Here is a 23,889-nt window from a genome sequence, read left to right as displayed (position 1 = left end):
GTGCGGTAGGCGTCCAGCGCGTGTGCTGCAAAGACGCCGATGGCGCAAAGGACGAGCAGGGCCGAGATCATCTCGATCATAGCACATCCTCCCCAAGCTGCTGAGCGACGAGATGCTGGCAGCACGAGTAATCGCAGATCATGTCGAGAAGGAATTGCATGGTGGCCGTCCCTGTATGATTTTGATTTTGACAGTTAGATAGCCAGCCATCTGTTTCAGGCGTGTTTCGTCGATTTGGGAAACGGGTTTCGCGGGGAACCCGGGGGCTGGTTAGCGTGCTGTCGAGCCTCTACATCCCGCTATCGATCCATCCCTTTGGCCATGCGCATTGCGCGGGCGGCGCATCATTTTTCGAGGCAAAATCATGGCACAGGTCGAGTGGTTCGACGATCTTACCGTCGGAATGCGCTTCAAATCCCCCGAGATCGAGGTCAGCGAGGCGGACATCAAGCGCTTCGCCGCCGAGTTCGATCCGCAGCCGATGCATATGGATCACGAGGCCGCCCAACAAACCCTGTTCAAGGGCCTGGCTGCGTCGGGATGGCACACCGCCGCCATCGCCATGAACCTCGCGATCCAGACCCGTCCCTTCGGCCCGCATCCGCTGATCGGCGCGGGCGTCGACGGGCTGCGCTGGACGATTCCGGTGCGGCCGAATGACCGCCTGCATCTGGTCGGCGAGGTCATGAGCCTGACGCCGTCGAAGTCGAAGCCGCAGGGCATCGCACTGGTGAAATGGACGATGTTCAACCAGAACGGCGAGGAGGTTTACACCTTCACCCCGATCGCGATCGTGCCGCGGCGCGGCTAGAGCGTTTTCGAGCGAAGTGCATACCGGTTCGCGTAAAGAAAACGCGTCAAAGCAGGGATCTAGAGCCTTGTTCCGATTCCATCGGAACGAGGCTCTAGGCGCTTCGCGCCTTTCAGCATCGGCCGGATCGAGCGGGCTGAGGCCCTTGCGGACCGCGGGGAGAGGTGGTCAGCTTGCCCCGGGGAAAACGCTGGAGGCCGACATGAAACGATTTCTTCTTGCGGCTGCGCTGCTCGCAGGTGCCCTGGGCGCCGGGCCGGCGCTCGCGCAACAATCCAAGGTCGGTGACTGGACCATCGAGAAGCGCGGCCAGGACACCCATTGCAACGCGAGCCGCGGCTACAAGGACAAGGACGACGAGAACCGCGACTACGTCATCGTTATCACCTATTCCGACAAGGCCATCGTGATCGTGATGATCTATGACGGCTGGGAGTGGGACAAGGTCGGCGAGATCCTGAAGGCCGACGTCGGCACCGACGATGCCAACATCATGTCGAAGGCGAAGTGGGAGGTCATGGACAAGACCACCGTGCGCGGCATCTTCGAGTTCGATCAATCGATCATGGACCGCCTGTCGAAAGCCAAGCGTCTCACGCTCGATTTCGAGGGCGATGACGACGACAGCATCGAGATGCAGATTCCGCGCGCCGGCGAGGCACTGGCCGCGCTGAAGTTCTGCGAGGAGAACCGGAAATAAAGTGCTGCTTCGCGCGCACCGCGCGCGATTGAACAAGCAGCGCGTGGGCGCGTGACCCAGAGCACATAGCCCGCGCGCTGTTCGCATTTATCCTAGTCTTTGGCGTAAACGTCCAAGCCGTACCCTGCGGTTGACGTTACCCAAGGGCGATGTTCGAGATTCCAGCATTTTTCTCTGACGTTTTCTCTTCGTCGAGGACGACAGTCGATCAGTCCGTCTCCTTCGTTAGTCCCCGCATCGCGATGCAGCGCATGCGCCACCGGGGCGCCATCCAGATCGTGTCGGCCCGACGATGACGATCCTCGGGGCGAACAGGTTCTCGTCGCTCGTCGGCGACATCTACGATGCAGCGATTGATCCGACGCAGCGAAGTGCCGCACTGGAACAGGTTGCGGGTTTCGTCGGCGGGTCGGCTGTCACCATTCTCTCGCGGGACACAGCCAGGCTCTCGATCGAGATCCACCAGCACTTTGGAACGGAGTCCCGCTTCCGCCAGCTCTATCGCGATCGATATGTGGAGCTCGACGCTCTGCTCGACCGCCACCTCGATATTGCCAGTGAACAGGCCATCGGCGTGACTGATATCATGCCCTATTCGGACTTCTTGGCCACGAGCTTCTATCGCGAGTGGATGGAGCCGCAGGGTGCGGTCGACCTCGCGACCGTCACGCTCGAACGCTCAAACACGCGTACAACGGTTTTGCAAGTGCTGCGCGGCCGGTCGCGTGGAACCGTCGATGATTCGATGCGCGAGCGCATGCGGTTGCTCGCGCCGCACATCCAACGCTCGCGCGTCATGGGTCGGCAGATCAGGGCTCGCTCGCACACCGTGGCGGACCTGGTCGAGGTCCTTGACGGCTTGAGCACGGCGATCTGCCTGTTCGACGCGGAGGGAAGGGTCGTTCATGCCAACGAAGCCTGTCGGCAGCTGTTTGTCGACGGTGATCTGCTCGCGATGGTCGGCGATCGCATCGTGGCCCGTAACACTCAGGCAGACAAAATATTCCGCGGCCTGTTCGATGTCCTGGCAGATGGCGGAACCCATTCGACCGGGCGCCGCAAGATCAGGCTCATGACGTCAGTCAACGGCCAGCATTTTCTGCTCCACGCCTCTCCGCTGACGCGCGATCGCAGCCTGCAACGCGACGGCGCTGCCACGGTGTTGTTCATTCAGAAGGCCTCGATGGTGCCCTTGCTCGCACCGGAAGCGATCGCCGCAGCCTTCAGGCTGACGCCCTCGGAACTGCGCGTATTGATGGCCATCGTCGAGCTCGGCGGGGTTCCCGACATCGCGGCAAAGCTCGGAATCGCCGAGACGACGGTGAAGACACATCTCGGACGTCTGTTCGAGAAGACCGGCGCCGGCCGGCAGGCGGATCTCGTCAAGATCGCCGCCGGCTTTGCCGTGCCGTTCGCACAGCGGCCCCGCACAGACGACATCGTGTGATCCAATTCACATCGCGCGACGCGATGTTGCGCGATCTCAATCCATTGTGATGAGCAAGGCACGTGCGTCCTCCGAACGTATGACGCGTATCATTTGATACTTTCGTATGTAGCGCTTCCTGAAATGTGAGAGGCAATGCGCGCCACCAAGAGAATGCGCGACGGCACCGGATACGAGTGCGAGGAGACAACAGCGCGTGGGCCAGACTGCTCGTCGGTTGGAGGGTTTGCAGTGAGTGGCAAGGATGAGTGTTCCATTCTCAACGTATCGACAAACGACGTTCCCGAGAGCGAGCGTGTCACGCTGCTGCGCGAATTCTATCGCCGCGGGGTCGTGAAAGCCGAGGTCGAAGCCAAGGAAGGACAGCCGTTCGAGGCGACCTTCACCTCTTATGCTCTGCCGGAAGCGCAACTGCTGACCGGAAGGCTGCTTGGAGCTCGGATCATTCGAACCAAGGAACTGATCGTCGACGGTGACGACAGTCTTGCCTTGGTCGTGAATCGATCCGGAGCGGTCGGGATATCTGCGAGAGGTCGCGAACTGCAACTCGGTCCTGGAGAGGCCGTGCTGACCAGCGCCGAAGATGCGGCTGTGTTCGAGCGACTTCTGGCTGGCGACTGTTTCTCCCTGCTCGTGCCGCGGCGGGTTCTGGGGCCGATGATCATGGATGTCGACGATGCGGTCATGCGCATCATCCGGGACCGTCAGACCGAGACCAGGGTCCTCGTCGACTACGCAACGTCACTTGTCCGCGAGATCAGGCTGGCGACGCCCGCGCTGCGGCAGCTGGGTGCCGGGCACCTGCATGACCTGCTGGCTCTCGTGCTCGGCCCAACCGACGATATCAGGGAGAGCGCCGGCCGGCGTGGCGCGAAAGCAGCTCGCCTGCGCAAGGCCAAATTCCTGATCGTCAACAATTGCGGGCGACAGGAACTGTCGGTCGCCAGCGTCGCTCAGGAGCTTGGCGTCACGCCGCGCTATCTCCAGCGTCTGTTCGAGGCCGACGGCAGGACGTTCTCTTCTTTCCTGATCGAGCAGCGCCTCAAGCGTGCTCATCGCATGCTGCGGGAGCCGGAATTCGTCGAGCGTCCGGTCTCCTCGATCGCCTACGACGTCGGCTTTGGCGATCTCTCTTATTTCAACCGCTGCTTCCGGCGGGCCTATGGCGCCACGCCGAGCGACGTCAGGAGCGGCACGGCAGAATAATCGTGCTCCGCGAATTGAAGTGAACCGTCGATTTTGATCCAGACAAGGGAATTTTCGACATGATCCTTGATCGTGAAGTCATGAGCGTTGCGTGCGGCGCCGTTTGTTGGAGTGTTGAATGCGCCGTTTCTTCTTCGACCTCTTGGTCGGCAATATCGTGAAAATCGACCCGGGCGGCATGGTGTTCGAACATGCCAAGGCGACATTCGTGGTGGCCGACGAGATGGCGCGGCATCTCTTCGTCTGGCGCGATGATCTGCGCGATCGCGATGCCTGGATCCGCGTGCGGGACGCCGGCGGGCGCGAGATCTATCGCGCCGCGGTCTGGGCTGGGAGCGCCGAGAAGGCGGGTTGGGACCAGGCTTGAGCGCGCCAGCGGTGTCGCAACTCGCAATGCCAACGGCACGATCGGCTATGGATCGACGACCGACACCGGGAGCACCATCAACGTGGCACCGCGAGAGGGGGCCTCCGCGTCGCGTTCTGAGCCGGCATTAGCCCCGGCGGCTAGAACGCGGCGCCGCCGGCCGGGCCCATCCGCCCGGCCGGCGCCTCATCCGATCGGAGGATGCCGCTGGCTTTGGATGTGATATGCTTCCCGGCATTGATCACAGAAGCTATTTAGAGCAATGCACGGATCCCGGAAGCTGCCTGACCTGGTCGAGTCTATCTACGATGCCGGGCTCGATCCCTCGCGGTGGAACGACGTCGTCGCCGGCATCCGGGACTTCGTCGGAGGCCAGGCCTGCGGACTGTTTTCCAAGGATTCGATCAGCAAATTCGGGGTCACGCATTATTATTGCGGGGCCGATCCGCACTACATCCAGCTTTATTCCGAGACCCATTCCAAGTTCGACCCGCTGACCATTTTGCCGCCACACGGCCAGATCGTCAGCATTCCGGATCTCGTCAAATTCGACGAATATCGCAGAGGGCGCTTTTACCAGGAATGGATGCGGCCGCAGGGCTGCAGCGATGCCGCCAACGTCGTGCTCGAGAAATCGAATGCGAGCTGTCCCGTGATGATGACGGTGCTCTCGGGCCGGCGCATGGTGGATCCCGCGATGAGGCATCGTCTCTCGCTGATCGTGCCGCATGCCAGCCGTGCACTGCTGATCAACCGTGCCATCGATTCGAAGTTGTCGCTCGCCACTGCGCTGGCCGACGTCCTGGATCATTTGGCGTCCGGCATCTTCCTGCTCGATGCCTCTTGCCGGGTGGTGCACTCCAACGCCGCCGGTCATGCCTTGCTCGAGGCCGACGACGTGGTGCGCGTCGTTGCCGACCAGCTCCTGACCAGCAGCGCCGAGGCCAACCAGACGCTGCGCGAAACTTTTGCGACCCGCAGCGACATTGCCCTGCTTGCCGAGCGTGGGCATGCGATTCCGCTGCTTTCGCCCAAGGGGGAGCGCTACGTCGCGCACATCCTGCCATTGTCGTCCGTGCTGCGGAACGGCAGCGAGCGGGTCGTCGATGCCGTCGGTGCGTTGCTCCTGCGCAAGGTCTCGCTCGGCGGCCAGTCCTACGGCGAGCTGATCGCGCGGACCTTCGACCTGACGCCGGCCGAGCTGCGTGTGTTCCTCTCGATCGTTGAGGTCGGCGGCGTGCCGGAGACGGCGGCCGCGCTCGGCATTGCCGAAACGACGGTCAAGACGCATCTGCACCGCGTGTTCGCCAAGACGGGCGTGTCCCGGCAGGCCGATCTCGTCAAGCTCGCGGCGGGATTCTCCAATCCACTGATCCACTGATCGGTAAACCGGCGTCGGGATTTGAACCTATTGCCCCCGTGACAGACTCCTTAAGAGCCGCCGGGTGCGAAGAACATCTACCGACCCCTGTGTTTGACTATTGGCTCTTCCAATGCCCCGACCGCCAAACCCGTCCGAGTTGATCGAGAGCATCTATGATGCCGGCCTCCACCCAGAGTTGTGGAGCGATGTCATTGTCATGCTCAATGCGTTTTTCGGAAGCCGGGCCTGCGGCCTGATGTCGAAAGATTCGGTCAGCAAGTCCGGTGCGACGCATTATTATTGCGGGGTCGATCCGCACTACATTCAGCTCTATGCGGAAACCTACGCCCAGTACGATCCGCTCGCCAGGCTTCCCCGCTATGGCGAGGTCCGCAACATCCCCGATCTCGTGAATTTCGACGAGTATCGCCGCGGGCGCTTCTATCAGGAATGGCTGCGCCCGCAAGGTTGCGTCGATGTGGCGAACGTGGTGCTGGAGCCATCGAAGTCTCCCTGTCCGATGCTGATGACGGTCATCCCCGGCAAGGACATGCTCGGCGCGGACCAGCGTGCAAGGATGCAGCTCATCGCTCCGCATGCGAGCCGCGCTCTGATGATCAATCGGGCGATCGAGCGAAAGCAGCAGCGGGCGATCGCGCTCGCCGACGTCGTGGACAGGCTGAACGCCGGCGTGATCCTGCTCGATGGGGCCTGCCATATCGTCCACAGCAATTCGGCCGGAGAGGCGATCCTGGCGGCCGATGACGTCCTGCGGTCTGTCTGCGGCCGGCTCGTCGCGCGATCCTCCGAGGCAAATCTGGCCTTGCGGGAGATCTTCCGTGACGCGGGCGATGTTGCCGTTGCGGCAGCCGCCGGTCGAAAAATTCCCCTGATGTCGCATGACGGAACTTTCTACATCGCGCACGTCATCGCGCTGCCGTCGCTGTTGCGTAATGGAGCGGAAAAGGTTTGTGGCGCGGTCGGTGCGTTGTTTGTCTGGAAAGCCGAGGTCGACGGTCAGTCGTGCGCCGGCCTGATCGACCGTACGTTCGACCTCACTCCGGCAGAGCTGAGAGTTCTGCAGTCGATCGTCGAGGTTGGCGGCGTGCCGGAGACGGCCGATGCGCTCGGAATCGCCGAGAGCACCGTGAAGACACATCTTCATCGTGTGTTCGCCAAGACAGGCGTGTCTCGTCAGGCCGACCTCGTCAAGCTAGCGGCAGGATTTTCCAATCCGCTCGTTCACTGACGCATCAGCAGTGGCGCGAAGCGCGGCAGAGTAGCGCCTGCAATTTCATCATCAGAAAGTTATCGCGGGTCATTCGTTTGGGTGACGCGATTTGCCGCGTTCTCCTCTAGGACACGGCACACGATTTCTTGTTCGTGGCGTTCGATCCTTGTGTGAAGCAACTCACAGCGAGTGGAAGTAAATCCCGTCAAGCTCGCGTTCAGGTTGAGAGGAGATCGTCATGCGAACAACGTCACGGGCCCTTGCTGACAAGTTCCACGACGTCGCCCGTCGCATGTTCGCAGCGTTGCACCAGCAGCGCGCCATCGAGGCGCGGCGCGTATTGCACCGCTACCGTCATCTGCTGGAAGCGCCGCATGACACATTGCCTTTGAACGAAATCATTTCTGTCTGCAACGAAGAGGATATTTCACGACATGCCCACCGATCTGATGAGCGCGAACGCGCAGCCGGCTCCCCAACGTTCGAACGCGCGTAACGTCAATATCGTCGCCGTGGCGCTCACCGCCGCGCTCGTCACGCTTCAACTGGTTGGCCTCGCAATGCTGGAACGGTCGCACGCGCATGCGATGCAAATATCGTTTCCGCGCGAGCCTGTCGCGTGCACGGAAAGCGCCGCCACGCCCGTATCGCAGATTCCCTTTGATTGAGCGGAGGACGGATCGTGCCTGACATCATGACCCTGCTGCTGCTCAGCGTTGCCGTGTTCGCCGGAGCCTTCGTCTCGGGGCTTTCCGGTTTCGCATTCTCCGCCGTGGCGGGCGCGATCCTGCTGCGGGTATTTCAGCCGATGGAGGCTGTACCGCTGATGATGGCGTGCAGCATCGGCGTGCAGGCGACCAATCTCTGGGCGCTCCGGCGCAGCATCCGCTGGGAGGGCAGCCTGCTGCTGATCGTCGGCGGATTGATCGGCGTTCCCATCGCGGTCTCGCTGTTGCAGTCGACCGATACGCATCTGCTCAGGCGCGGCTTTGGCGCCGTGGTCGCGCTGTACGCCGCCTATATGCTGCTGCGGCCGACACTGGTGACGGCCGGTGAGACCGCCGGCCGCCATTGGGTTGCGCTGATCGGATTCGGCGGAGGGCTGGTTGGCGGCCTGACCGCGATGCCCGGCGCGATCCCGACCATCTGGTGCGACATGCGCGGCATGCCCAAGAGCGAGCAGCGCGGCCTGGTGCAGCCGTTCATTGCGGTGATGCAGCTGTTTGCGATCGTGCTGCTGGTCGGACACCAGGATCTGTCGTCGAAGGTCTTTGTCGACCTCGCCGTCAGCCTGCCGGCGCTGTTTGCGGGATCCGCACTCGGCGTCATCGCCTTTCACCGGGTGAACGAGACGGTCTTTCGCAAGACCGTGCTCATTCTGCTGTTGCTCTCGGGGATTTCCCTGATCTAGTGCCCGACCTCATGGCCAAGTCCCTCGACGGGTGCCACGCTGCTGCCGCTGCCGTGATGCACCAGCGGCTTCATGCCGGTGACGGTCCGCAGCAGCACATAGAACACCGGCGTCAGGAACAGGCCGAACACGGTGACGCCGATCATGCCGGAGAACACCGCAACGCCCATGGCGCGCCGCATCTCGGAGCCGGCGCCGGTCGAGAGCACCAGCGGCAGCACGCCCATGATGAACGCCATCGACGTCATCAGGATCGGGCGCAGCCGCAGCCGGCTCGCCTCGATCGCAGCCCGGATCGGCGTGCGTCCTGCGAATTCGAGCTCGCGCGCGAATTCGACGATCAGGATCGCGTTCTTGGCCGAGAGGCCGACCAGCACGATCAAGCCGATCTGGGTGAAGACGTTGTTGTCGCCCTTCGAGATCCAGACGCCGAACATCGCCGCGAGCAAGCCCATCGGCACGATCATGATGATCGAGAGCGGCAGGGTCAGGCTCTCGTAGAGCGCGGCCAGCACCAGGAACACCAGCAGGATCGCCAGCGGGAACACCCAGAGGCCGGAATTGCCGGCGATGAACTCCTGGTAGGTCAGGTCGGTCCATTCGAAGGCAAAGCCGGGCGGCAGCGTCTCCGCCGCGATCCTTGTCGCCACTTCCTGCGCCTGGCCGGACGAGAAGCCGGGCGCAGCCGCCGCGTTGATGTCGGAGGACAGGAAGCCGTTGTAGCGGATCGCCCGCTCCGGACCCGCGCTCTGGCGGATCGTGAGCAGCGCCGACAGCGGCACCATGTCGCCGGAGGACGAGCGCACCTTCAACTGCCTGATGTCGTCAGCACGCGCGCGGAACGGCGCGTCGGCCTGGACGTAGACGGAATAGGTGCGGCCAAACTTGTTGAAGTCGTTGACATAGTAGGAGCCGAGGTAAATCTGGAGCGTGTTGAACACCTCCGTGACAGGCACCCCTAACTGAAGCGCCTTGGTGCGGTCGATGTCGGCAAAGAGCTGGGGCACGTTGACCTGGAAGCTCGAGAACACGCCGGCGATCTCCGGGGCTTTCTGCATCGCGGTCATGAACGCCTTGGTCGCCTCGTTCAGCGCCTCATAGCCGAGACCGGCACGGTCCTCGATCTGGAGCTTGAAACCGCCGATGGTGCCGAGGCCGTTGACCGGCGGCGGCGGGAACATCGCGATGAAGGCTTCCTGGATTCCGGAATATTTCTTGTTGAGATCGGCGGCGATGGCGTTTCCGCTCAGCGCGGGACCCTTGCGCTCGTCAAACGGTTTCAGCGTCGAGAACACGATGCCGGCGTTGGACGAGTTGGTGAAGCCGGCGATCGACAGGCCCGGAAACGCGACGGAACTCTCGACACCGGGCTGGGTCAGCGCGATGTCGCTCATCTTGCGGATCACCTCTTCGGTGCGATCAAGCGCCGCACCATCGGGCAGCCGCGAGAAGCCGACCAGATATTGCTTGTCCTGGCCCGGAACGAAGCCGCTCGGCACCTGCTGGAAAAGCAAGACGGTCACGCCGACCAGGACCACATAGAGGCCCATCACCGCAGCCTTGCCGGAGATCACCTTGGTGACGGTGCCGCTGTAATTCTCCGAGGAGCGCGTGAACGCCTTGTTGAAGCCGCGGAAGAACCAGCCGAGGCTCTTTTCCATGATGAGCGTCAGCCGGTCCTTCGGCTCGTTGTGACCCTTGAGCAGCAGCGCCGACAGCGCCGGCGACAGCGTCAGCGAGTTGACGGCGGAGATCACGGTCGAAATCGCGATCGTCAGCGCGAACTGCTTGTAGAACTGCCCGGTGAGGCCGGAGATGAAGGCGAGCGGCACGAACACCGCGATCAGCACCATCGCGATCGCGATGATCGGTCCCGACACCTCGCGCATCGCCTGGTAGGTGGCGTCGCGCGGCGACAGCCCGCCCCCGATGTTGCGTTCGACATTCTCGACCACGACGATGGCGTCGTCGACGACGATGCCGATCGCGAGCACCAGGCCGAACAGGCTGAGCGCGTTGATGGAGAAGCCGAACAGGTGCATCACGGCGAAGGTGCCGACGATCGAGACCGGCACGGCCAGCAAAGGAATGATCGAGGCGCGCCAGGTCTGGAGGAACAGGATCACGACCAGCACCACCAGCGCGATCGCCTCCAGCAGCGTATGGATCACCGCCTCGATCGAGGAGCGCACGAACTGGGTGGGGTCGTAGACGATCTGGTAGGACACGCCTTCCGGCATGTTCTTCTTGATCTCGGCCATGGTGGCGCGGACGTGGTCGGAGATCTCCAGCGCGTTGGAGCCCGGCGCCTGGAAAATCGGGATCGCCACCGCCTGCTTGTTGTCGAGCAGCGAGCGCAGGCCGTATTCGGAGGCGCCAAGCTCGATGCGCGCGACCTCGCGCAGCCGCACCACTTCGCCACGCGTGCCGGTCTTGACCACGATGTCGCCGAACTGCTCCTCGTTCGCAAGCCGCCCTTCAGCATTGACGGACATTTGCAGGTCGATGCCCCTGACGTTCGGGGAGGAGCCGACGACGCCGGCGGCCGCTTCGACGTTCTGCGCCTGGATCGACTTGACGATGTCGTTTGCGGTCAGCCCGTGCTCGGCCGCCTTTTGCGGATCGACCCAGACCCGCATCGAATAGTCGCCGGCGCCGTAAAGCTGGACGTCGCCGACGCCGTCGATCCGCGCCAGCCGGTCCTTGACGTTGAGCACCGCATAGTTGCGCAAATACGTCATGTCGTAACGGTTGTTCGGCGACAGCAGATGCACGACCATGGTGAGGTCGGGCGACGACTTCTTGGTGATGATGCCGAGCTGGCGCACCACGGCGGGCAGGCGCGGCTCGGCCTGCTGCACGCGGTTCTGCACCAGCTGCGTCGCCTTGTCGGGGTCGGTGCCGAGGCGGAACGTCACCGTCAGCGTCATCGCGCCGTCGGTGGTCGCCTGGCTCGACATGTAGAGCATGCCTTCGACGCCGTTGATCTGCTCCTCGATGGGCGTCGCCACCGTTTCCGCAATCACCTTGGGATTGGCGCCCGGATAGGTCGCGCGCACCAGCACCGACGGCGGCACAACATCGGGATATTCCGAGATCGGCATCGCGAACAGCGAGATCAGGCCCGCGAGGAAGATCAGGACCGACAGCACGCCGGCAAAAATCGGACGATCGATAAAGAACTTTGAGAGATTCATGGCTTTGCCCCTGCGCCAGAGACAGCTCTCCCGTTACTCCGGAACGCGGGCTGTGCCCACAAACCCGGAATCGAGATGCGATGTCTTGGTCGTTCTATGATTTCGTCATTCCGGGCCGCGTCATGTGCGGCCCGGAACAACGTAACTAGCGTTGCACCACGTCCTGGTTGCTGTGGTTGGATGCCTGCTGCGGCCCGCGCGCGCCCATCGCGGCGACCTCCGTCTTGAGGAGGGCGCCCGGACGCACGCGCTGCAGGCCGTTGACGATGATGCGGTCGCCGGGCTTCAGCCCCGCCGTCACGATGCGAAGGCCATCGACCGAGCCGCCGAGCGTGATCGGCCGGTAGACCGCGCGGCTGTCGTCACCGACCCCCATCACGAACTTCTTGTCCTGGTCGGTGCCGATCGCGCGCTCGTCGATCATCACCAGCGTCTGTTGCTTCGGCTGGCCCATGCGCACGCGGGCGAACTGGCCGGGGATGAGACGCCCGTCCTCGTTCTCGAACACCGCGCGAACACGGATGGTGCCGCTCTTGCCGTTGACCTGGTTGTCGATGAGCTGGATATGCCCCTTTGCCGATAGGCCTCCGGACGTCGCCATCGCGACCGGGATCTGGTCGAGATTGCCACGCTTGCCGGAGACCTCGGAAATCGAGTTCAGCGCGCGCAGAACGACCTCTTCATCCGCATCGAACGATGCATAGATCGGATTGACCGAGACCAGCGATGTCAGCACCGGGGAGGCGGTGCCGGCGGCCACGAGATTGCCGACGGTGATTTCGATCTTGCCGACGCGGCCGTCGACCGGCGCGCGCACCTCGGTGTAGTCGAGATTCAATCTTGCGGTCTGGAGCGTCGCTTCGGCTGCCTTCACATTGGCAATGGCCTCGCGATTGGCGTTGTCGCGCTGGTCGTAATCGCGCCGGGTGACGACGGCGTTGCCGACGAGCTGCGCGCCGCGCTCGAGCTCGCTCTGGGTGAACACCACGCGTGCCTTGGCGGCCTCTAACTGGGCGTTGGCTTTGTCGACCTCTGCCGCGTAAGGCGCAGGATCGATCTTGAACAGAAGGTCGCCGGCCTTCACCAGCGCGCCTTCGGTGAAGTTGGTCGACAGGATCGCACCGGCAACGCGCGGACGAAGCTCGACGCGTTGGATGGCCTCAAGCCGTCCGGAGAAATCGTCCCACAGCACGGTCTGCCGCGGCTCGATCATCGCGACGGTGACGGATACGGCTTGCTCAGCCGCAGCTGCCGTTGCGGTCGCCTGGGCTGCATGAAAGTAATGGCCGGTCGCGATCGAACCGGCCACGGCGAGGGCGCCCACGATGGCAACGCCGCCGAGAAGACGACGGAGGCGACCGGGGCGAGAGGTATTTTGGGACGGGGGCATTTGCGCGCTCCAGAAATGTAGTGTTCACTACAGATGTGGAGCTGGATATCGCAGCGCAAGATACTTATGTACCGTTCGCTAAGAAAATTGTAGCTGCCTACCGCAAGAATTGGAAGGCGGAAGAGAAAAGAAAGCTAGAACAAACAGATAGGGTCAGGCGTTAGATCGAGGGACGACGCCGATTCTTGAGGAGACAGGCACATGGGCATGGGACGCCCCCGGGAATTCGACGCCGAGACGGCGTTGGACCAGGCGATGGAAGTGTTTTGGCGCCACGGTTATGAGGGCGCAACGATCGCCCAGCTGACCGAGGCCATGGGCATCAATCCGCCGAGCCTCTATGCCTGTTTCGGCAACAAGGAAGGCCTGCTGAAGGCCGCGCTCGACCGCTACACCAAATTGCGCGGCGGCTGGATGGACGAGGTCGTCGCAGCACCCACCGCGCGCGATGTCGCCGAGCGGATGCTTATGGGCATTGCCGAAAAGCAGACCGATCCCGCCAACCCGCCCGGCTGCCTGCTCGTGCAAGGCGGCATCGCCTGCGGCACGGGCTCCGAAAACGTCCCCTTCGAGCTTGCCGCGCGCCGCACCCAGACCGAAGACCAGCTCCGCGACCGCTTCATCCGCGCCAAGGCGGAAGGCGATCTCAAGCCGACGTCGGACCCCGCCGCGCTCGCGCGCTATGTCTCGGCCGTCTCGGTCGGCATGGGCGTGATGGCATCCTCAGGCTCGGACCGCGAGGCACTGCGACAGGTGGCGAGCGTCGCCGTGCAGGCGGTGGATGCGCAGTCGGCCGACCGAGCCTGATCGCCCCTGGCGTCATCGGTCTCCGTCATCTGGCGGATTGTATTGCAGGCAGCGACGGTGGCGGAACGAAGCCGCCGAATTCGCGTTCGATCAACCCGGCAAGCGCGATCGTCGTGCGGTCCTCGAGATAAGGCCCGATGATCTGCACGCCGATCGGCAGACCCGACGGCGATCGATCGATCGGAACGGCGGTCGCAGGCAGTCCGCAGGTCGATGCCGGGTCAGCCCAGATGAAGCACGCATCGGCGTAGTTGTATGCCTTGCCGTCGATATCGAGTTGCCGCGCATCGAAAGGCTCGGAATGGTCGTGCGGGAAGGCCGGAACGGCGGCAGCGGGATAAATCACCGAATCGTAGTCGCGGAACAGCTCCTGCCATTGCTGTTGCAGCCGCAGGCGCGCGGCATCGGTCCCGAGCCACTCACGATGGATCATGGCCCAGCCGCGCGCGCGCTCGGCCTGCAGGCTGCGGTCGTCGGGCGCCAATGTGGCGGCAAACCCTTGCGCCTCGGCGAGGGCTGCTGGTGTCAGGCGCGGACTTCGGGCTGCATTCAACAGCTTCATGTAGAGCCGGGCGGATTCGGCGAGATCGGGCAGCGCCGCGCTTGAGCGTGCGACCCGCGCACCGGAGCCTTCGAGCCGTTCCGCCAACCGTCCGATGGCGGAGCGCACGGCGTCACCCGTCGGCATCAACGGATGAGTATCGATCACGAGGATCCTGAAGTTCCTGAAATCGTCATGTCGCGGGGCGGGCAGCGCAAGGCGATAGCCGATCCCGTCACGCGCTTCGTCGGGGCCGGCGATGACGTCGAGCGCCAATGCGAGGTCCGAGGCCGTGCGCGTCATCGGCCCGACGACAGCGAGATCGCCCTGGCCCGGGACGGGCGGCGCTGGCGGCAAGCTATATCCGCGCAGGGGGACCAGGCCGAGGCTCGGCTTGTGCCCGAACACACCGCAGAAATGCGCGGGCACCCGGATCGAACCGCCGATATCCGAGCCGATCGAGAGCGGACCGAAACCCGCGGCCAGCGCCGCACCTGATCCGCCCGAGGAGCCGCCGGGCGACCGGCCGAGATCCCACGGGTTGTTCGTCGTCCCGTGGATATCGTTGTAGCTCTGGAAGTCCCGCAAGCCGATCGGGATATTGGTCTTGCCGATGATGATGGCGCCCGCCCCCTTCAGCCGCGAGACGACGAGCGCGTCTTCCGCCGGCTGGAAATCCCTGAGATGCGGAAAGCCCCATGTCGTCGGCAGGCCGGCGACGTTGAATGGTTCTTTCAATGTCACGGGGATGCCTAGCAACGGCAGCCGCTCGCCGCGACCAAGTGCGGCATCGGCGGCGTGCGCGGCCTCTCTCGCGCGATCGAAGTCACGAACGATGATCGCGTTGATCCGCCCGTCCAGCGCCTCGATGCGCGCGATCGTATGAGCGAGCAGCTCCGACGCAGAAACGTTACGCGCGTGCAAAGCGGTCAGAAGCGCGCTGATCGAGCCGTAATCCAAGTCAGCGGCATTTGAGGTCATCACGAACTCCGTTGCATTGCATCGTCTTGGCAAATCGATCCGGGCAGCGAACATGCAATGTTGGGAGCGAGATGAGGAGGCGGCGCAACGGGAACCAGATCTGTCCGCCGGTAGGGTCCGGAGGCGGGCGTTCTTGAAAATCTACAAGAGGCCGTCATGCCCGAGCTTGTCCCGGGCATCCACGTTCTCAGTGCTTCGTGGTCAAGGCGTGGATGGCCGGGACAAGCCCGGCCATGACGCTGTGGAGAGCGTCAGGACGCTTCCTTGAGCACCGGCGCTGCCGTTTCCTCAGCCTTGAGTTCCTCGAGGCTGCGGTGTCGCGGCTCGATGCCGAGGGCCCAGACCGTGATGATCTGCACCACCAATAGTCCGATCATCAGCGCCATGACACCTGCAACGCCGCGCGTCTCGAACAGCGACACGACAAGGAACGGTGTGACGATGGTGGCGCCGCGCCCCAGCGTATTGACGATGCCGGACGCGCGCAGGCGCACTTCGGTCGGAAACAGCTCGGGAATGTAGATGGCGAACAGGAGGGCGACCAACACGTAGATGGGCACGGTCAAGGCGAAGCCCACGGCCGGCAGCAGGATCGGATCGGAGATCATGGGATAGAGGATTCCGAGCGCCACCGTGATCAGGGACGCGCCGATGATGGTCGGCTTCCGGCCCCAGCGGTCGGCGGTCAACGCGCCGATGGCCGAGCCGATCGGCGCGCCGAGTGCCATCAGCAGCGAATATCCAAACGATGTCGCGATCGAGAGGCCCTGCTTGACGAAGAACACGGGCAGCCAGGTCACGAAGCCATAGAGCAGGGTGTTGATCGTGATCAGGCAGACGGCACCGACGATCATCCGCGACAGCAGTGGGGCGGTGAACAACGTGCTGAGATCGGGGGATACCGGCACCGGTGCCGTCGCCGCGGGAGCAGGCAAGGGCTGACCCTGGGCCGCTTCCTTTTCGATGGCTTGCATGAGGGTTTCCGCTTCAGCGGTTCGCCCCACGGCCTCCAGCCAGCGCGGCGATTCCGGCAGCGACTTGCGCATGTACCAGACCACGAGCGCGCCGATGCCACCGAGCACGAACATGGAGCGCCAGCCGAATTGCGGCACCAGCACGGATGCGATCAACAGCGCCACGGGCAGGCCCGTCACGACACACACGGCCGTAAAGCCAAGCCATTTGCCGCGCGTGCGCGCAGGCACGAATTCCGTCATCGTCGAATAACCGACGACGTTCTCGGCTCCTAACCCGACGCCCATCACGAAGCGGCACGCGATGAGGAAGGCCATATCAGGCGCGAACGCCGCAGCAAGGGAGCCGATGCCGAAAAGGAGCAAATTGAATTGATAGGTAAGGCGGCGTCCGTAACGATCGCCCAGGAAGCCGGTGCCGAACGATCCCAGCATCATGCCGACGAAGGTAACGGAGATGAAAGCTGCGTTCTGGGCGAGGGTCGAAAAGCCGGTCTTCAGCGTGACGCTGAGCACGGTGCCGGCGATATAGATGTCGAAACCATCGAAAAACATTCCGATGCCGATCAGCAGCATGATGCGGCGATGGAATGGCCCGATCGGCAGCCGATCCAGACGGCCGCCTGCGTTCACCGATGTCGACATTGACGCTCTCCCCTGACTGTTGTCCTGCTTGATGCGGCCCGTCTTCTATGGACGGCCTGCCGCTTGCGATGTCTGCTGGTTCAGTGTCTGCTAGTTCAGCCGCTTCTGGCTGGCCGTGTCGCGGTACCAGTCGAACGGCTGCTCGTGCGTCGCGACCATCACGCTCTTGGTGTTGAAATGGTCGTTGAAGCTCTCGGTGCCGCATTCGCGGCCGATGCCGGAATCGTCGACGCCGCCCCAGGGCGAGGCCGGGTCGAGACGGTGATGATCGTTGATCCAGACGATGCCGGCCTTGACCGACGCTGCGACGCGATGCGCGCGAGCGACGTCGCGGGTGCGGATCGCGGCGGCGAGGCCGAACGGCGAGTCGTTGGCGAGCCGCAGCGCATCGGCCTCATCCTTGAACGGCGTCACCGAGGTAAAGGGACCGAACACCTCCTCCTGGAAGATGCGCATGTCGGCTTTGACGTCGGCGAAGACAGTCGGCTGGACGAAATAGCCATTGTCGTGACCCGGCACCTTCGCGGCAAGACCGCCGGCGACGAGACGCGCGCCGTCCGCATGACCGTAGCCGACGTAGGTGAGAACGCGGTCGCGCTGCCTGGCGGAGATCACAGGACCCATCTGGGTGGTTGGATCGAAGGGATCGCCGACGCGGATCGTGCGGGTCTTGGCCTGCAGCTTCTCGACGAACTCGTCGTAGATCGATGCCTGGACGATATGGCGCGAGGCGCAGACGCATGTTTGACCGGCGCCGATGAACGCACCGAACGCGGCGTAGTTGACGGCGCGGTCGACGTCGAAATCGTCGAACACCATCACCGGCGTCTTGCCGCCGAGCTCCATGGTCTGATGCGCAAACACCTTCGCGGCCGCGCTGCCGGCGATGCGGCCCGCCTCGGTGCCGCCGGTCAGGACCAGCTTGTCGATGTCGCCATGCTCCGCCAGCATCTTGCCGGCGCTCGGGCCAAGTCCCAGCACGATGTTGAAGACGCCGGGCGGAAGGCCAGCCTCCGTGAAAATCTGCGCAAGCTTCAGGGTCGTCAGCGGCGTGTATTCGGACGGCTTGACCACGGTGACGCATCCGGTTGCCAGCACCACGGCGAGTGATTTGCACAGGATCATCAACGGATGATTGAACGGCGTGCAGTTGGCGACGATGCCGATCGGCGTGCGGAGCGTGTAGTTCAGATAGGCGCCTTCGACCGGGATCACGGAGTCGCGGCGTGCCAGTGCGACGCCGGCGAAGTAGCGGAAAAAGTCGGGCAGGCGGGAGAGCTGGGCGCGGGTCTCGTTGACCGGGCGGCCGTTGTTGAGGGTCTCCAGCCGGTACAGGCTGTCGAGATTGGCCTCGAATGCATCGGCGAGCTTGTTGACCAGCCTGGCCCGCGCACGCGTGTCCATGCCGCCCCATGCCTTGGCTTCGAAGGCGGCGCGCGCGCTCTTCATCGCGCGGTCGATGTCTTCCGCGGTCGAGTTGGGGATGCGGGCGATCACGTCGCCGGTCGCGGGATTGCGGACATCGAGCATCGTGCCGTCGCCGGCTTCGACTTCACGCCCGTCGACGAAGTTGCCGTGGATTTCGACGTCGATTGACGCGGGTTTTGAGGGAATATTCATGACGACCTCTCTTCGACGATGACGGCGTTACGCTTGAGCGCCGGCAGAACGCGTTTTTCGGTGGCGCCGATATGGGCCTTGATGATGCGCGCGGCGGTTCGCGTCTCGCGGCTCTGCATGGCGTTGATCAGGGCGACGTGCTCGGCAACGAGCTTTGCCGGGTCGTGTCCCCTCAGGTTCGAAATGCTGACGCGGACCAGCCGGTCGGCCTGGCCGATCAGGTCGCACAGCGCGGTGGCCATGCGGTGATTGCCGGAGGCATGCGCCAGCGCGGTGTGGAAGCCACGATTGTAGGCGATGAAGTCTTCGTGGTTGCCGGAGAAGCGGCGGAATTCGTCGAGCGATTTCAGAACGCTGTCGGGCGCGCTTTCGATCGCTTCCGCCACGCAGGCCGGCTCCAGCGCAAGACGGAAGCGCAGGAGGTCGCGGGCGTCTGACAGCGAGATCGGCGTGACCCGATAACCCTGGCGCGGCTGCACCGTCACCAGATGCTCGCGCTGCAGCCGCAGCAGCGCATCCCGGACCGGTTGCCGGCTCACATCATAGCGCTCGGCGAGGTCCTGCTCACGCATTTCATCGCCAGGCGCGAAGCGACAGGCTAAAATATCAGACCTGAGACGATCATAGATATTTTCGCGCAAAAGCATGATTTCATCGATCTCCTTGGCGTTAATATCTCCATTGTGATATTTCACGTCAAGAGCCAAATGCTTGAATTCCCTGACAGTTGATTTATCAATCGGGGGCCTCCAAGCGGGCCTCGACATCACGCGAGCGATCGACGAAGTGAAGGAAAGACCGGACATGGACAGGCTTTTTGCCAACGGGACCGTCAACGCCGCGCAATCGGGCGAGGGGCCGCCGCTGTTCCTCTTCCACTCGCTGTTGTCGGATCGCGCGAGTTTCGATGCGATCGTGCCTCAGCTCGAGACATCGTTTCGCACCATCGTGCCGGAGCTGCCTGGGTTCGGCCTTTCACGCGCGGTGGAAGGCGGCCTCGAGGCGGTCGCGGACAGGATGGCAGAGGCGGTGCGCGATGCCGCCGGCGGCGCGTCGGCGATCGTGCTCGGCAATGGCTATGGCGGGTTCGTCGCGTTGCTGATGGCGATTCGCCATCCGGACATTGCCGGTAAGCTCATTCTCGCCGATTGCGGCGCCGCTTTCTCAGAGCCCGGCCGGGAAGCGTTTCGTAACATGGCAAAAGCATCACGTGAGAAGGGACTGGAGGCGATCACTGATGTCGCGATGCGACGTCTGTTCGCGCCCGACTTTCAAGCGCAGCACCCTGAGCTGATGCAGGGGCGACGCGAAGCGTTTCTGCGGACCGACCCAACCGTGTTTGGCGCCGCATGCGATGCATTGGCTGGACTTGATCTCCGCGCTGAACTTGGCTTGGTGAAGGTCCCGGTTCTCGTCCTCGTCGGCGAGCACGATGAAGCGACGCCGCCGCCGATGTCGCATGAATTGGCGGCGGGGCTGCCGCGTGCCGAACTCAAGGTCATTCCAGATTGCGCGCACGTGCCGCAGCTTCAATCGCCGCGACAATTTCTCGATGCGATGAAGGAATTCTTGCGCTGAGTTTGTGAGGGTAACCCGACCTGAAACGGCGATGCCTTCCGAACGTTTAATGACGTCGACACGGCGGCAAATTCACAGGCGACGATTATGCAATCCTGCGCCTGTTTTGCCCGACGAGTCAAACGTCCGTGCAGCTAGGCCGTGAGCCATGGCGGACGAAATTCTTCAATGATTTGTACTTTGCATGGGGTTGTTTTCACGCTTTTTGTAGAGCGTGCCTGCTAAGCACGCGCTCTACGCCGCATCGATGGGCCTGTACGCGCTGCTGCTCGCGTGGCATTGGGAGCGGTGAGGCCGTCCACCGTGCAGGCTGTTGAAGTGCTGTCGGGGAGAGGAGCGGTCTCTGGACACTGACAAACATGTTCGCCCTGACATTTCTCGGGACCTCGGCCAGCGTTCCTTCCGCAGACCGCAACCATCCGGGCCTTCTCGTGGAAGCCGCGGGCAAGCGCATCCTGATTGATTGCGGCGAGGGGACACAACGTCAGCTGCTGCGGAGCGGCGCCGGCTTTCGGCGGCTCGACCGGATCCTGCTGACGCATGGTCATTTCGATCATGTGCTCGGCATCCCCGGTCTGTTTTCAACGCTGGGCTTGCGGCAGACCTCAGACGTGATGACCATTCATGGCGGGCCGGGGACGCTCGACATCGTCGTCCGCATGCTTGTGGGCCTGTGGGGCGCGGGCAGGGCGCCGATCCCGGTAGAGTTCGCAGCCTTGACGGAAGGGCAGGTCATCGACGCCGGTGAATTCACCATCGGCTGCTTTCCGGTCCATCATCGCGACACCGACAGTTTTGGCTTTACCTTCCAAAGTCCCGCACGACGCCACCTTCGGCCCGATCGCCTCGCGGCGCTCGATGTCCCGGACGGCCCCCTGCGCGGAGAGCTGGCTGAAGGACGACCGGTCGTGATCGAAGGCGGGACGACGATTGATCCGGAGGATGTCTTGGGACCACCAAGCGGCGGCAAGAAGCTCGTCGTGATCGGCGACACCGAAAAGACCGAAGGGCTCTCCGGATATGTCGCGGGCGCCGACCTGCTGGTGATCGAAGCGACGTTCCTCGATCGCGACGCGTCGACCGCGCGCGACTACGGCCATCTCACTGCGGCGGAGGCGGCTTCCTTTGCGGCCGCGAACAACGTCGAGCAACTGGTGCTGACCCATCTGTCGGGGCGCTATCAGGATGACGAAATCCTGGCCGAGGCGGCAAGGATCTTTCCGAACACGCGGATCGCCGCCGACTTCGATCACCTCGTCGTCTAGTCGCGCTTATCCGGCGATCAGTTCACGCTCGACAGGAAGCCAGCCAGAATCGTCCGGCTCTGGCTCAGCGTCTCGATACGCTCATCGATGAGGCTGACCTGCTGCGCGAGTAGTTTTCGCAGAGCGTTGCAGGGCGTGAATTCCGGATCGTCGTTCTTCACGCACGGCAGCAATTGCTGGATCGTTTCAAGCGTCATCCCGGCCGCGCCGAGCATCTTGATCCGCCGGACGGTTTCTTCTTCCGCCGGGCCATAGTCGCGATAATCGGACTCAGTCCGTTGCGGCGCGAGCAGTCCTTCGGCTTCGTAGTAGCGCAGCATTCGGACACTGACACCCGTCTTGCGGGAGAGCTCACCAATTCTCACCGAAAAACCCTCTTGACACTGACAGCGCTGTCAGACCTTACAGACTCTGCTCGTCCATGTGAACACCTTGCGGAGGAGCAACAATGAAAGCCTACCATTTGAATGGCCATGCCGGTTCTGGCGGCCTTGTGCGCGCCGAAGTTCGCAAACCGGAACCCGCCAGTGGCGAGGTCCGCATCCGGGTCGAAGCGGCAAGTCTGAACTACCGCGACTTGCTGATCCTCGACCGCGTCGGCCAAGGCGGGCTCGACGGCCGCGTGCCGCTCTCCGACGGCGCGGGCGTCGTTGACGCGATCGGCTCAGACGTCTCGCAATGGCAGGTCGGCGACCGCGTGGCCGCATCGTTCTTTCGCGATTGGATCTCCGGGCCATTCAAGGCCAGCTACGTTGGGTCATCCCTCGGCGGCGACAAGACGGACGGAATGCTGGCAGAGTATGTCGTGCTGCCGGCAACGGCGCTCGTCGCCGTGCCGGCGCACCTGTCCTCGGTCGAAGCCGCGACCTTGCCCTGTGCCGGCGTCACCGCCTGGCACGGCCTCATCACGCGCGGCGGGATGGGCAAGGGCGACACGCTGCTGGTCCAGGGAACAGGTGGCGTCGCGCTGTTCGGCCTTCAGTTCGCGGCGGCGCTTGGGGCGCGCGCGATCGTGATATCCTCCTCGGATGAGAAACTCGCCCGTGCCAGAGTGCTGGGCGGCTCGATCCTCATCAACTACCGCGACACGCCTGACTGGGATGTCGCCCTGATGAAGGCGACGGATGGCGAAGGTGCCAGCCACGTCCTCGAACTCGGCGGCCCCGGCACCTATGACCGATCGCTGCGATCGGTCGCTTCGGGCGGCAAGATCGTCCAGATCGGTGTTTTGACAGGGTTCGGCCCGAAACCGGACCTTGCGCGTCTGCAGTGGGAGAACGCCGACATCATCGGTGTCACCGTAGGATCGGCCGAACATTTCACCGCCATGAATCGTTTCCTGACCGACAACGCGATCCACCCGATCGTCGATCGGGTGTACGGCTTCGACGAGGCAGCCGAAGCGTATGCCTATCTGCGGACCGGCTCGCACTTCGGCAAGGTCGTTGTGCAGATGTAGGCATAGCCTCAGCCCGATAAGCCCGACTTGATCGTGAGCTCCTGCACTTGGCTCGTCACCTGCATCAGCCGCGGCAGCGCCTCTTCGCGAAAGGTGGGCATGTCCATGCGCATGGCGTCCACGGTGACGCTCAATCCTGCGATCACAAACCCCTGGGCATCGAGGATCGGCGTTGCCAGCGTGCGCAGGCCATAGGCGTTCTCGCCGTCGGAGACGGCATGGCCTTTCCGCTTCACGAGATCGAGCCGGTCGAGCAGGGCGTCCAGATCGGTCAGCGTTCGTTCCGATAATTTGACGCGGGGCCGCGCGTCCAGCCGCCGGATCTGCTCGTCGCGGGCGAGATGCGCCAGCATGGCATGGCCGAGGGCGGCGCTGTAGGCGGGAATGCGCGAGCCCGGCCGACGATCCATCTTGTGACGATCGAGGCCTGCACCGACGCGCGCGAGATAGATCACGTCGCCTCCGTCGAGGATACCGAGCGAAGCCGCATCGCCCACCGCCGGCACCAGCTCGCGCAGCAGGGGCTCGACGATGGTCCGCAACGATCCGTGCGACAGCACGGTGTAGCCGAGGTCGAGGCAGGCGACACCGAGACGGAACCGGCGGCTCTGCGGAACGGCCTGGAGATAGCCGAGTTCGATCAAAGTCTGGATCAGCCGGAACGCCGTGCCGCGATCGAGATCCGCCAGCGCGGCCACTTCACTTAAGGTCAGCTCAAAGGCCTCACTGGTGAAACTCTTGAGCACGGCGAAGGCTTTGCCGACGGAGGCGACATAATTCTTGGGATTTTTCGGCGTAGCTTCCGGTCTGCGTTTCGCCGCCTTCTTTTCGACCTTGGCCATGCCTGTATGCCCTGCCATGACAGCCACAGCCCTTGACGTGGCGGCAGCCTGATC

General features: G+C 63.3%; 22 protein-coding genes. 13 read left to right on the top strand and 9 right to left on the bottom strand.

The genetic code is table 11. The features are described from left to right. Nucleotides 1-364 precede the first annotated feature (364 nt). The 7 genes from ACPPVR_RS26660 to ACPPVR_RS26630 all read left to right on the top strand — a co-directional run bounded on the left by ACPPVR_RS26660 (nt 365) and on the right by ACPPVR_RS26630 (nt 7,143). Complete coding sequence (locus ACPPVR_RS26660; RefSeq protein WP_426609535.1) at nt 365-811, top strand: MaoC family dehydratase; 447 nt, start codon at nt 365-367, stop codon at nt 809-811. A 202-nt stretch (nt 812-1,013) separates the two neighbouring features. Further along, complete coding sequence (locus ACPPVR_RS26655; protein ID WP_426609534.1) at nt 1,014-1,511, top strand: hypothetical protein; 498 nt, start codon at nt 1,014-1,016, stop codon at nt 1,509-1,511. 292 nt (nt 1,512-1,803) lie between these two features. Next, the gene (locus tag ACPPVR_RS26650; RefSeq protein ID WP_426609533.1) at nt 1,804-2,958 is read left to right on the top strand and encodes a helix-turn-helix transcriptional regulator; all 1,155 of its coding nucleotides are present in this window, start codon (nt 1,804-1,806) and stop codon (nt 2,956-2,958) included. 231 nt (nt 2,959-3,189) lie between these two features. After that, entirely contained in the window at nt 3,190-4,164 is a 975-nt protein-coding gene (locus ACPPVR_RS26645) for an AraC family transcriptional regulator (protein ID WP_426609532.1), read from the top strand. A gap of 118 nt (nt 4,165-4,282) precedes the next feature. Beyond that, the gene (locus ACPPVR_RS26640) at nt 4,283-4,531 is read left to right on the top strand and encodes a DUF6894 family protein (protein ID WP_426609531.1); all 249 of its coding nucleotides are present in this window, start codon (nt 4,283-4,285) and stop codon (nt 4,529-4,531) included. A gap of 262 nt (nt 4,532-4,793) precedes the next feature. Further along, complete coding sequence (locus tag ACPPVR_RS26635; protein WP_426609530.1) at nt 4,794-5,912, top strand: helix-turn-helix transcriptional regulator; 1,119 nt, start codon at nt 4,794-4,796, stop codon at nt 5,910-5,912. Nucleotides 5,913-6,024: 112 nt separating this feature from the next. Then, the gene (locus ACPPVR_RS26630; protein ID WP_426609529.1) at nt 6,025-7,143 is read left to right on the top strand and encodes a helix-turn-helix transcriptional regulator; all 1,119 of its coding nucleotides are present in this window, start codon (nt 6,025-6,027) and stop codon (nt 7,141-7,143) included. A gap of 232 nt (nt 7,144-7,375) precedes the next feature. Here ACPPVR_RS26630 and ACPPVR_RS26625 read toward each other — a convergent pair whose 3' ends face one another. Further along, complete coding sequence (locus ACPPVR_RS26625) at nt 7,376-7,501, bottom strand: hypothetical protein (RefSeq protein ID WP_426609528.1); 126 nt, start codon at nt 7,499-7,501, stop codon at nt 7,376-7,378. Nucleotides 7,502-7,559: 58 nt separating this feature from the next. Between ACPPVR_RS26625 and ACPPVR_RS26620 the strand changes: the two genes are divergently transcribed. Both ACPPVR_RS26620 and ACPPVR_RS26615 read left to right on the top strand, forming a co-directional pair. Continuing rightward, a complete protein-coding gene (locus ACPPVR_RS26620; RefSeq protein ID WP_426609527.1) occupies nt 7,560-7,793 on the top strand; it encodes a hypothetical protein in 234 nt (77 codons plus the stop codon). Nucleotides 7,794-7,807: 14 nt separating this feature from the next. Then, nucleotides 7,808-8,536 carry a sulfite exporter TauE/SafE family protein gene (locus ACPPVR_RS26615; RefSeq protein WP_426609526.1) on the top strand — a complete coding sequence of 243 codons (729 nt, stop codon included), beginning with the start codon at nt 7,808-7,810 and terminating at the stop codon, nt 8,534-8,536. On the opposite strand, the gene ACPPVR_RS26610 is transcribed toward ACPPVR_RS26615, so the two are convergent. Continuing rightward, complete coding sequence (locus ACPPVR_RS26610) at nt 8,533-11,733, bottom strand: efflux RND transporter permease subunit (protein ID WP_426609525.1); 3,201 nt, start codon at nt 11,731-11,733, stop codon at nt 8,533-8,535. The two genes, ACPPVR_RS26615 and ACPPVR_RS26610, sit on opposite strands and share 4 nt — an antisense overlap. 145 nt (nt 11,734-11,878) lie before the next feature. Beyond that, nucleotides 11,879-13,123 (bottom strand): efflux RND transporter periplasmic adaptor subunit, encoded by a 1,245-nt coding sequence (locus tag ACPPVR_RS26605; protein WP_426609524.1) that lies wholly within the window; start codon nt 13,121-13,123, stop codon nt 11,879-11,881. A gap of 201 nt (nt 13,124-13,324) precedes the next feature. On the opposite strand from ACPPVR_RS26605, the gene ACPPVR_RS26600 reads away from it, so the two are divergent. Beyond that, nucleotides 13,325-13,930 (top strand): TetR/AcrR family transcriptional regulator, encoded by a 606-nt coding sequence (locus ACPPVR_RS26600; protein ID WP_426609523.1) that lies wholly within the window; start codon nt 13,325-13,327, stop codon nt 13,928-13,930. Between the two features lie 25 nt (nt 13,931-13,955). Here ACPPVR_RS26600 and ACPPVR_RS26595 read toward each other — a convergent pair whose 3' ends face one another. From ACPPVR_RS26595 to ACPPVR_RS26580, 4 genes are all read right to left on the bottom strand, one after another. Further along, nucleotides 13,956-15,452, bottom strand: coding sequence for an amidase (locus ACPPVR_RS26595; RefSeq protein WP_426609522.1), 1,497 nt, complete (start codon nt 15,450-15,452; stop codon nt 13,956-13,958). Between the two features lie 251 nt (nt 15,453-15,703). Continuing rightward, nucleotides 15,704-17,071, bottom strand: coding sequence for an MFS transporter (locus tag ACPPVR_RS26590; protein WP_426609521.1), 1,368 nt, complete (start codon nt 17,069-17,071; stop codon nt 15,704-15,706). Between the two features lie 90 nt (nt 17,072-17,161). After that, a complete protein-coding gene (locus tag ACPPVR_RS26585; RefSeq protein WP_426609520.1) occupies nt 17,162-18,691 on the bottom strand; it encodes an aldehyde dehydrogenase in 1,530 nt (509 codons plus the stop codon). After that, entirely contained in the window at nt 18,688-19,338 is a 651-nt protein-coding gene (locus tag ACPPVR_RS26580) for a GntR family transcriptional regulator (protein ID WP_426616192.1), read from the bottom strand. Before ACPPVR_RS26580 ends, ACPPVR_RS26585 begins: the two co-directional genes overlap by 4 nt. Nucleotides 19,339-19,495: 157 nt before the next feature. On the opposite strand from ACPPVR_RS26580, the gene ACPPVR_RS26575 reads away from it, so the two are divergent. Both ACPPVR_RS26575 and rnz read left to right on the top strand, forming a co-directional pair. After that, complete coding sequence (locus tag ACPPVR_RS26575) at nt 19,496-20,269, top strand: alpha/beta fold hydrolase (RefSeq protein ID WP_426609519.1); 774 nt, start codon at nt 19,496-19,498, stop codon at nt 20,267-20,269. A gap of 359 nt (nt 20,270-20,628) precedes the next feature. Beyond that, entirely contained in the window at nt 20,629-21,534 is a 906-nt protein-coding gene (rnz, locus tag ACPPVR_RS26570; RefSeq protein WP_426609518.1) for a ribonuclease Z, read from the top strand. 17 nt (nt 21,535-21,551) lie between these two features. Here rnz and ACPPVR_RS26565 read toward each other — a convergent pair whose 3' ends face one another. After that, nucleotides 21,552-21,899 carry a MerR family transcriptional regulator gene (locus ACPPVR_RS26565; protein ID WP_426609517.1) on the bottom strand — a complete coding sequence of 116 codons (348 nt, stop codon included), beginning with the start codon at nt 21,897-21,899 and terminating at the stop codon, nt 21,552-21,554. Between the two features lie 83 nt (nt 21,900-21,982). On the opposite strand from ACPPVR_RS26565, the gene ACPPVR_RS26560 reads away from it, so the two are divergent. After that, entirely contained in the window at nt 21,983-22,993 is a 1,011-nt protein-coding gene (locus tag ACPPVR_RS26560; RefSeq protein ID WP_426609516.1) for a zinc-dependent alcohol dehydrogenase family protein, read from the top strand. Nucleotides 22,994-23,001: 8 nt separating this feature from the next. Here ACPPVR_RS26560 and ACPPVR_RS26555 read toward each other — a convergent pair whose 3' ends face one another. After that, nucleotides 23,002-23,835 carry an IclR family transcriptional regulator gene (locus ACPPVR_RS26555; protein ID WP_426609515.1) on the bottom strand — a complete coding sequence of 278 codons (834 nt, stop codon included), beginning with the start codon at nt 23,833-23,835 and terminating at the stop codon, nt 23,002-23,004. Between the last annotated feature and the right edge of the window lie 54 nt (nt 23,836-23,889).

This window comes from Bradyrhizobium sp. McL0616, from assembly GCF_049993385.1.
In the GTDB taxonomy this organism is placed as follows: Bacteria; Pseudomonadota; Alphaproteobacteria; order Rhizobiales; family Xanthobacteraceae; genus Bradyrhizobium.
The sequence above is the reverse complement of the archived record's forward strand: the minus strand, read 5'-3'. Positions and strand labels throughout refer to the sequence as shown.

What these genes read in the sequence shown, in the direction of transcription:
- ACPPVR_RS26660 (WP_426609535.1), top strand. Translation starts at nt 365, where the DNA reads ATGGCACAGGTCGAGTGGTTCGACGATCTTACCGTCGGAATGCGCTTC.
- ACPPVR_RS26655 (WP_426609534.1), top strand. Translation starts at nt 1,014, where the DNA reads ATGAAACGATTTCTTCTTGCGGCTGCGCTGCTCGCAGGTGCCCTGGGC.
- ACPPVR_RS26650 (WP_426609533.1), top strand. Translation starts at nt 1,804, where the DNA reads ATGACGATCCTCGGGGCGAACAGGTTCTCGTCGCTCGTCGGCGACATC.
- ACPPVR_RS26640 (WP_426609531.1), top strand. Translation starts at nt 4,283, where the DNA reads ATGCGCCGTTTCTTCTTCGACCTCTTGGTCGGCAATATCGTGAAAATC.
- ACPPVR_RS26635 (WP_426609530.1), top strand. Translation starts at nt 4,794, where the DNA reads ATGCACGGATCCCGGAAGCTGCCTGACCTGGTCGAGTCTATCTACGAT.
- ACPPVR_RS26630 (WP_426609529.1), top strand. Translation starts at nt 6,025, where the DNA reads ATGCCCCGACCGCCAAACCCGTCCGAGTTGATCGAGAGCATCTATGAT.
- ACPPVR_RS26625 (WP_426609528.1), bottom strand. Translation starts at nt 7,501, where the DNA reads ATGCGGCGCTTCCAGCAGATGACGGTAGCGGTGCAATACGCGCCGCGC.
- ACPPVR_RS26620 (WP_426609527.1), top strand. Translation starts at nt 7,560, where the DNA reads ATGCCCACCGATCTGATGAGCGCGAACGCGCAGCCGGCTCCCCAACGT.
- ACPPVR_RS26610 (WP_426609525.1), bottom strand. Translation starts at nt 11,733, where the DNA reads ATGAATCTCTCAAAGTTCTTTATCGATCGTCCGATTTTTGCCGGCGTG.
- ACPPVR_RS26605 (WP_426609524.1), bottom strand. Translation starts at nt 13,123, where the DNA reads ATGCCCCCGTCCCAAAATACCTCTCGCCCCGGTCGCCTCCGTCGTCTT.
- ACPPVR_RS26600 (WP_426609523.1), top strand. Translation starts at nt 13,325, where the DNA reads ATGGGCATGGGACGCCCCCGGGAATTCGACGCCGAGACGGCGTTGGAC.
- ACPPVR_RS26595 (WP_426609522.1), bottom strand. Translation starts at nt 15,452, where the DNA reads ATGACCTCAAATGCCGCTGACTTGGATTACGGCTCGATCAGCGCGCTT.
- ACPPVR_RS26590 (WP_426609521.1), bottom strand. Translation starts at nt 17,071, where the DNA reads ATGTCGACATCGGTGAACGCAGGCGGCCGTCTGGATCGGCTGCCGATC.
- ACPPVR_RS26585 (WP_426609520.1), bottom strand. Translation starts at nt 18,691, where the DNA reads ATGAATATTCCCTCAAAACCCGCGTCAATCGACGTCGAAATCCACGGC.
- ACPPVR_RS26580 (WP_426616192.1), bottom strand. Translation starts at nt 19,338, where the DNA reads ATGCTTTTGCGCGAAAATATCTATGATCGTCTCAGGTCTGATATTTTA.
- ACPPVR_RS26575 (WP_426609519.1), top strand. Translation starts at nt 19,496, where the DNA reads ATGGACAGGCTTTTTGCCAACGGGACCGTCAACGCCGCGCAATCGGGC.
- rnz (WP_426609518.1), top strand. Translation starts at nt 20,629, where the DNA reads ATGTTCGCCCTGACATTTCTCGGGACCTCGGCCAGCGTTCCTTCCGCA.
- ACPPVR_RS26560 (WP_426609516.1), top strand. Translation starts at nt 21,983, where the DNA reads ATGAAAGCCTACCATTTGAATGGCCATGCCGGTTCTGGCGGCCTTGTG.
- ACPPVR_RS26555 (WP_426609515.1), bottom strand. Translation starts at nt 23,835, where the DNA reads ATGGCCAAGGTCGAAAAGAAGGCGGCGAAACGCAGACCGGAAGCTACG.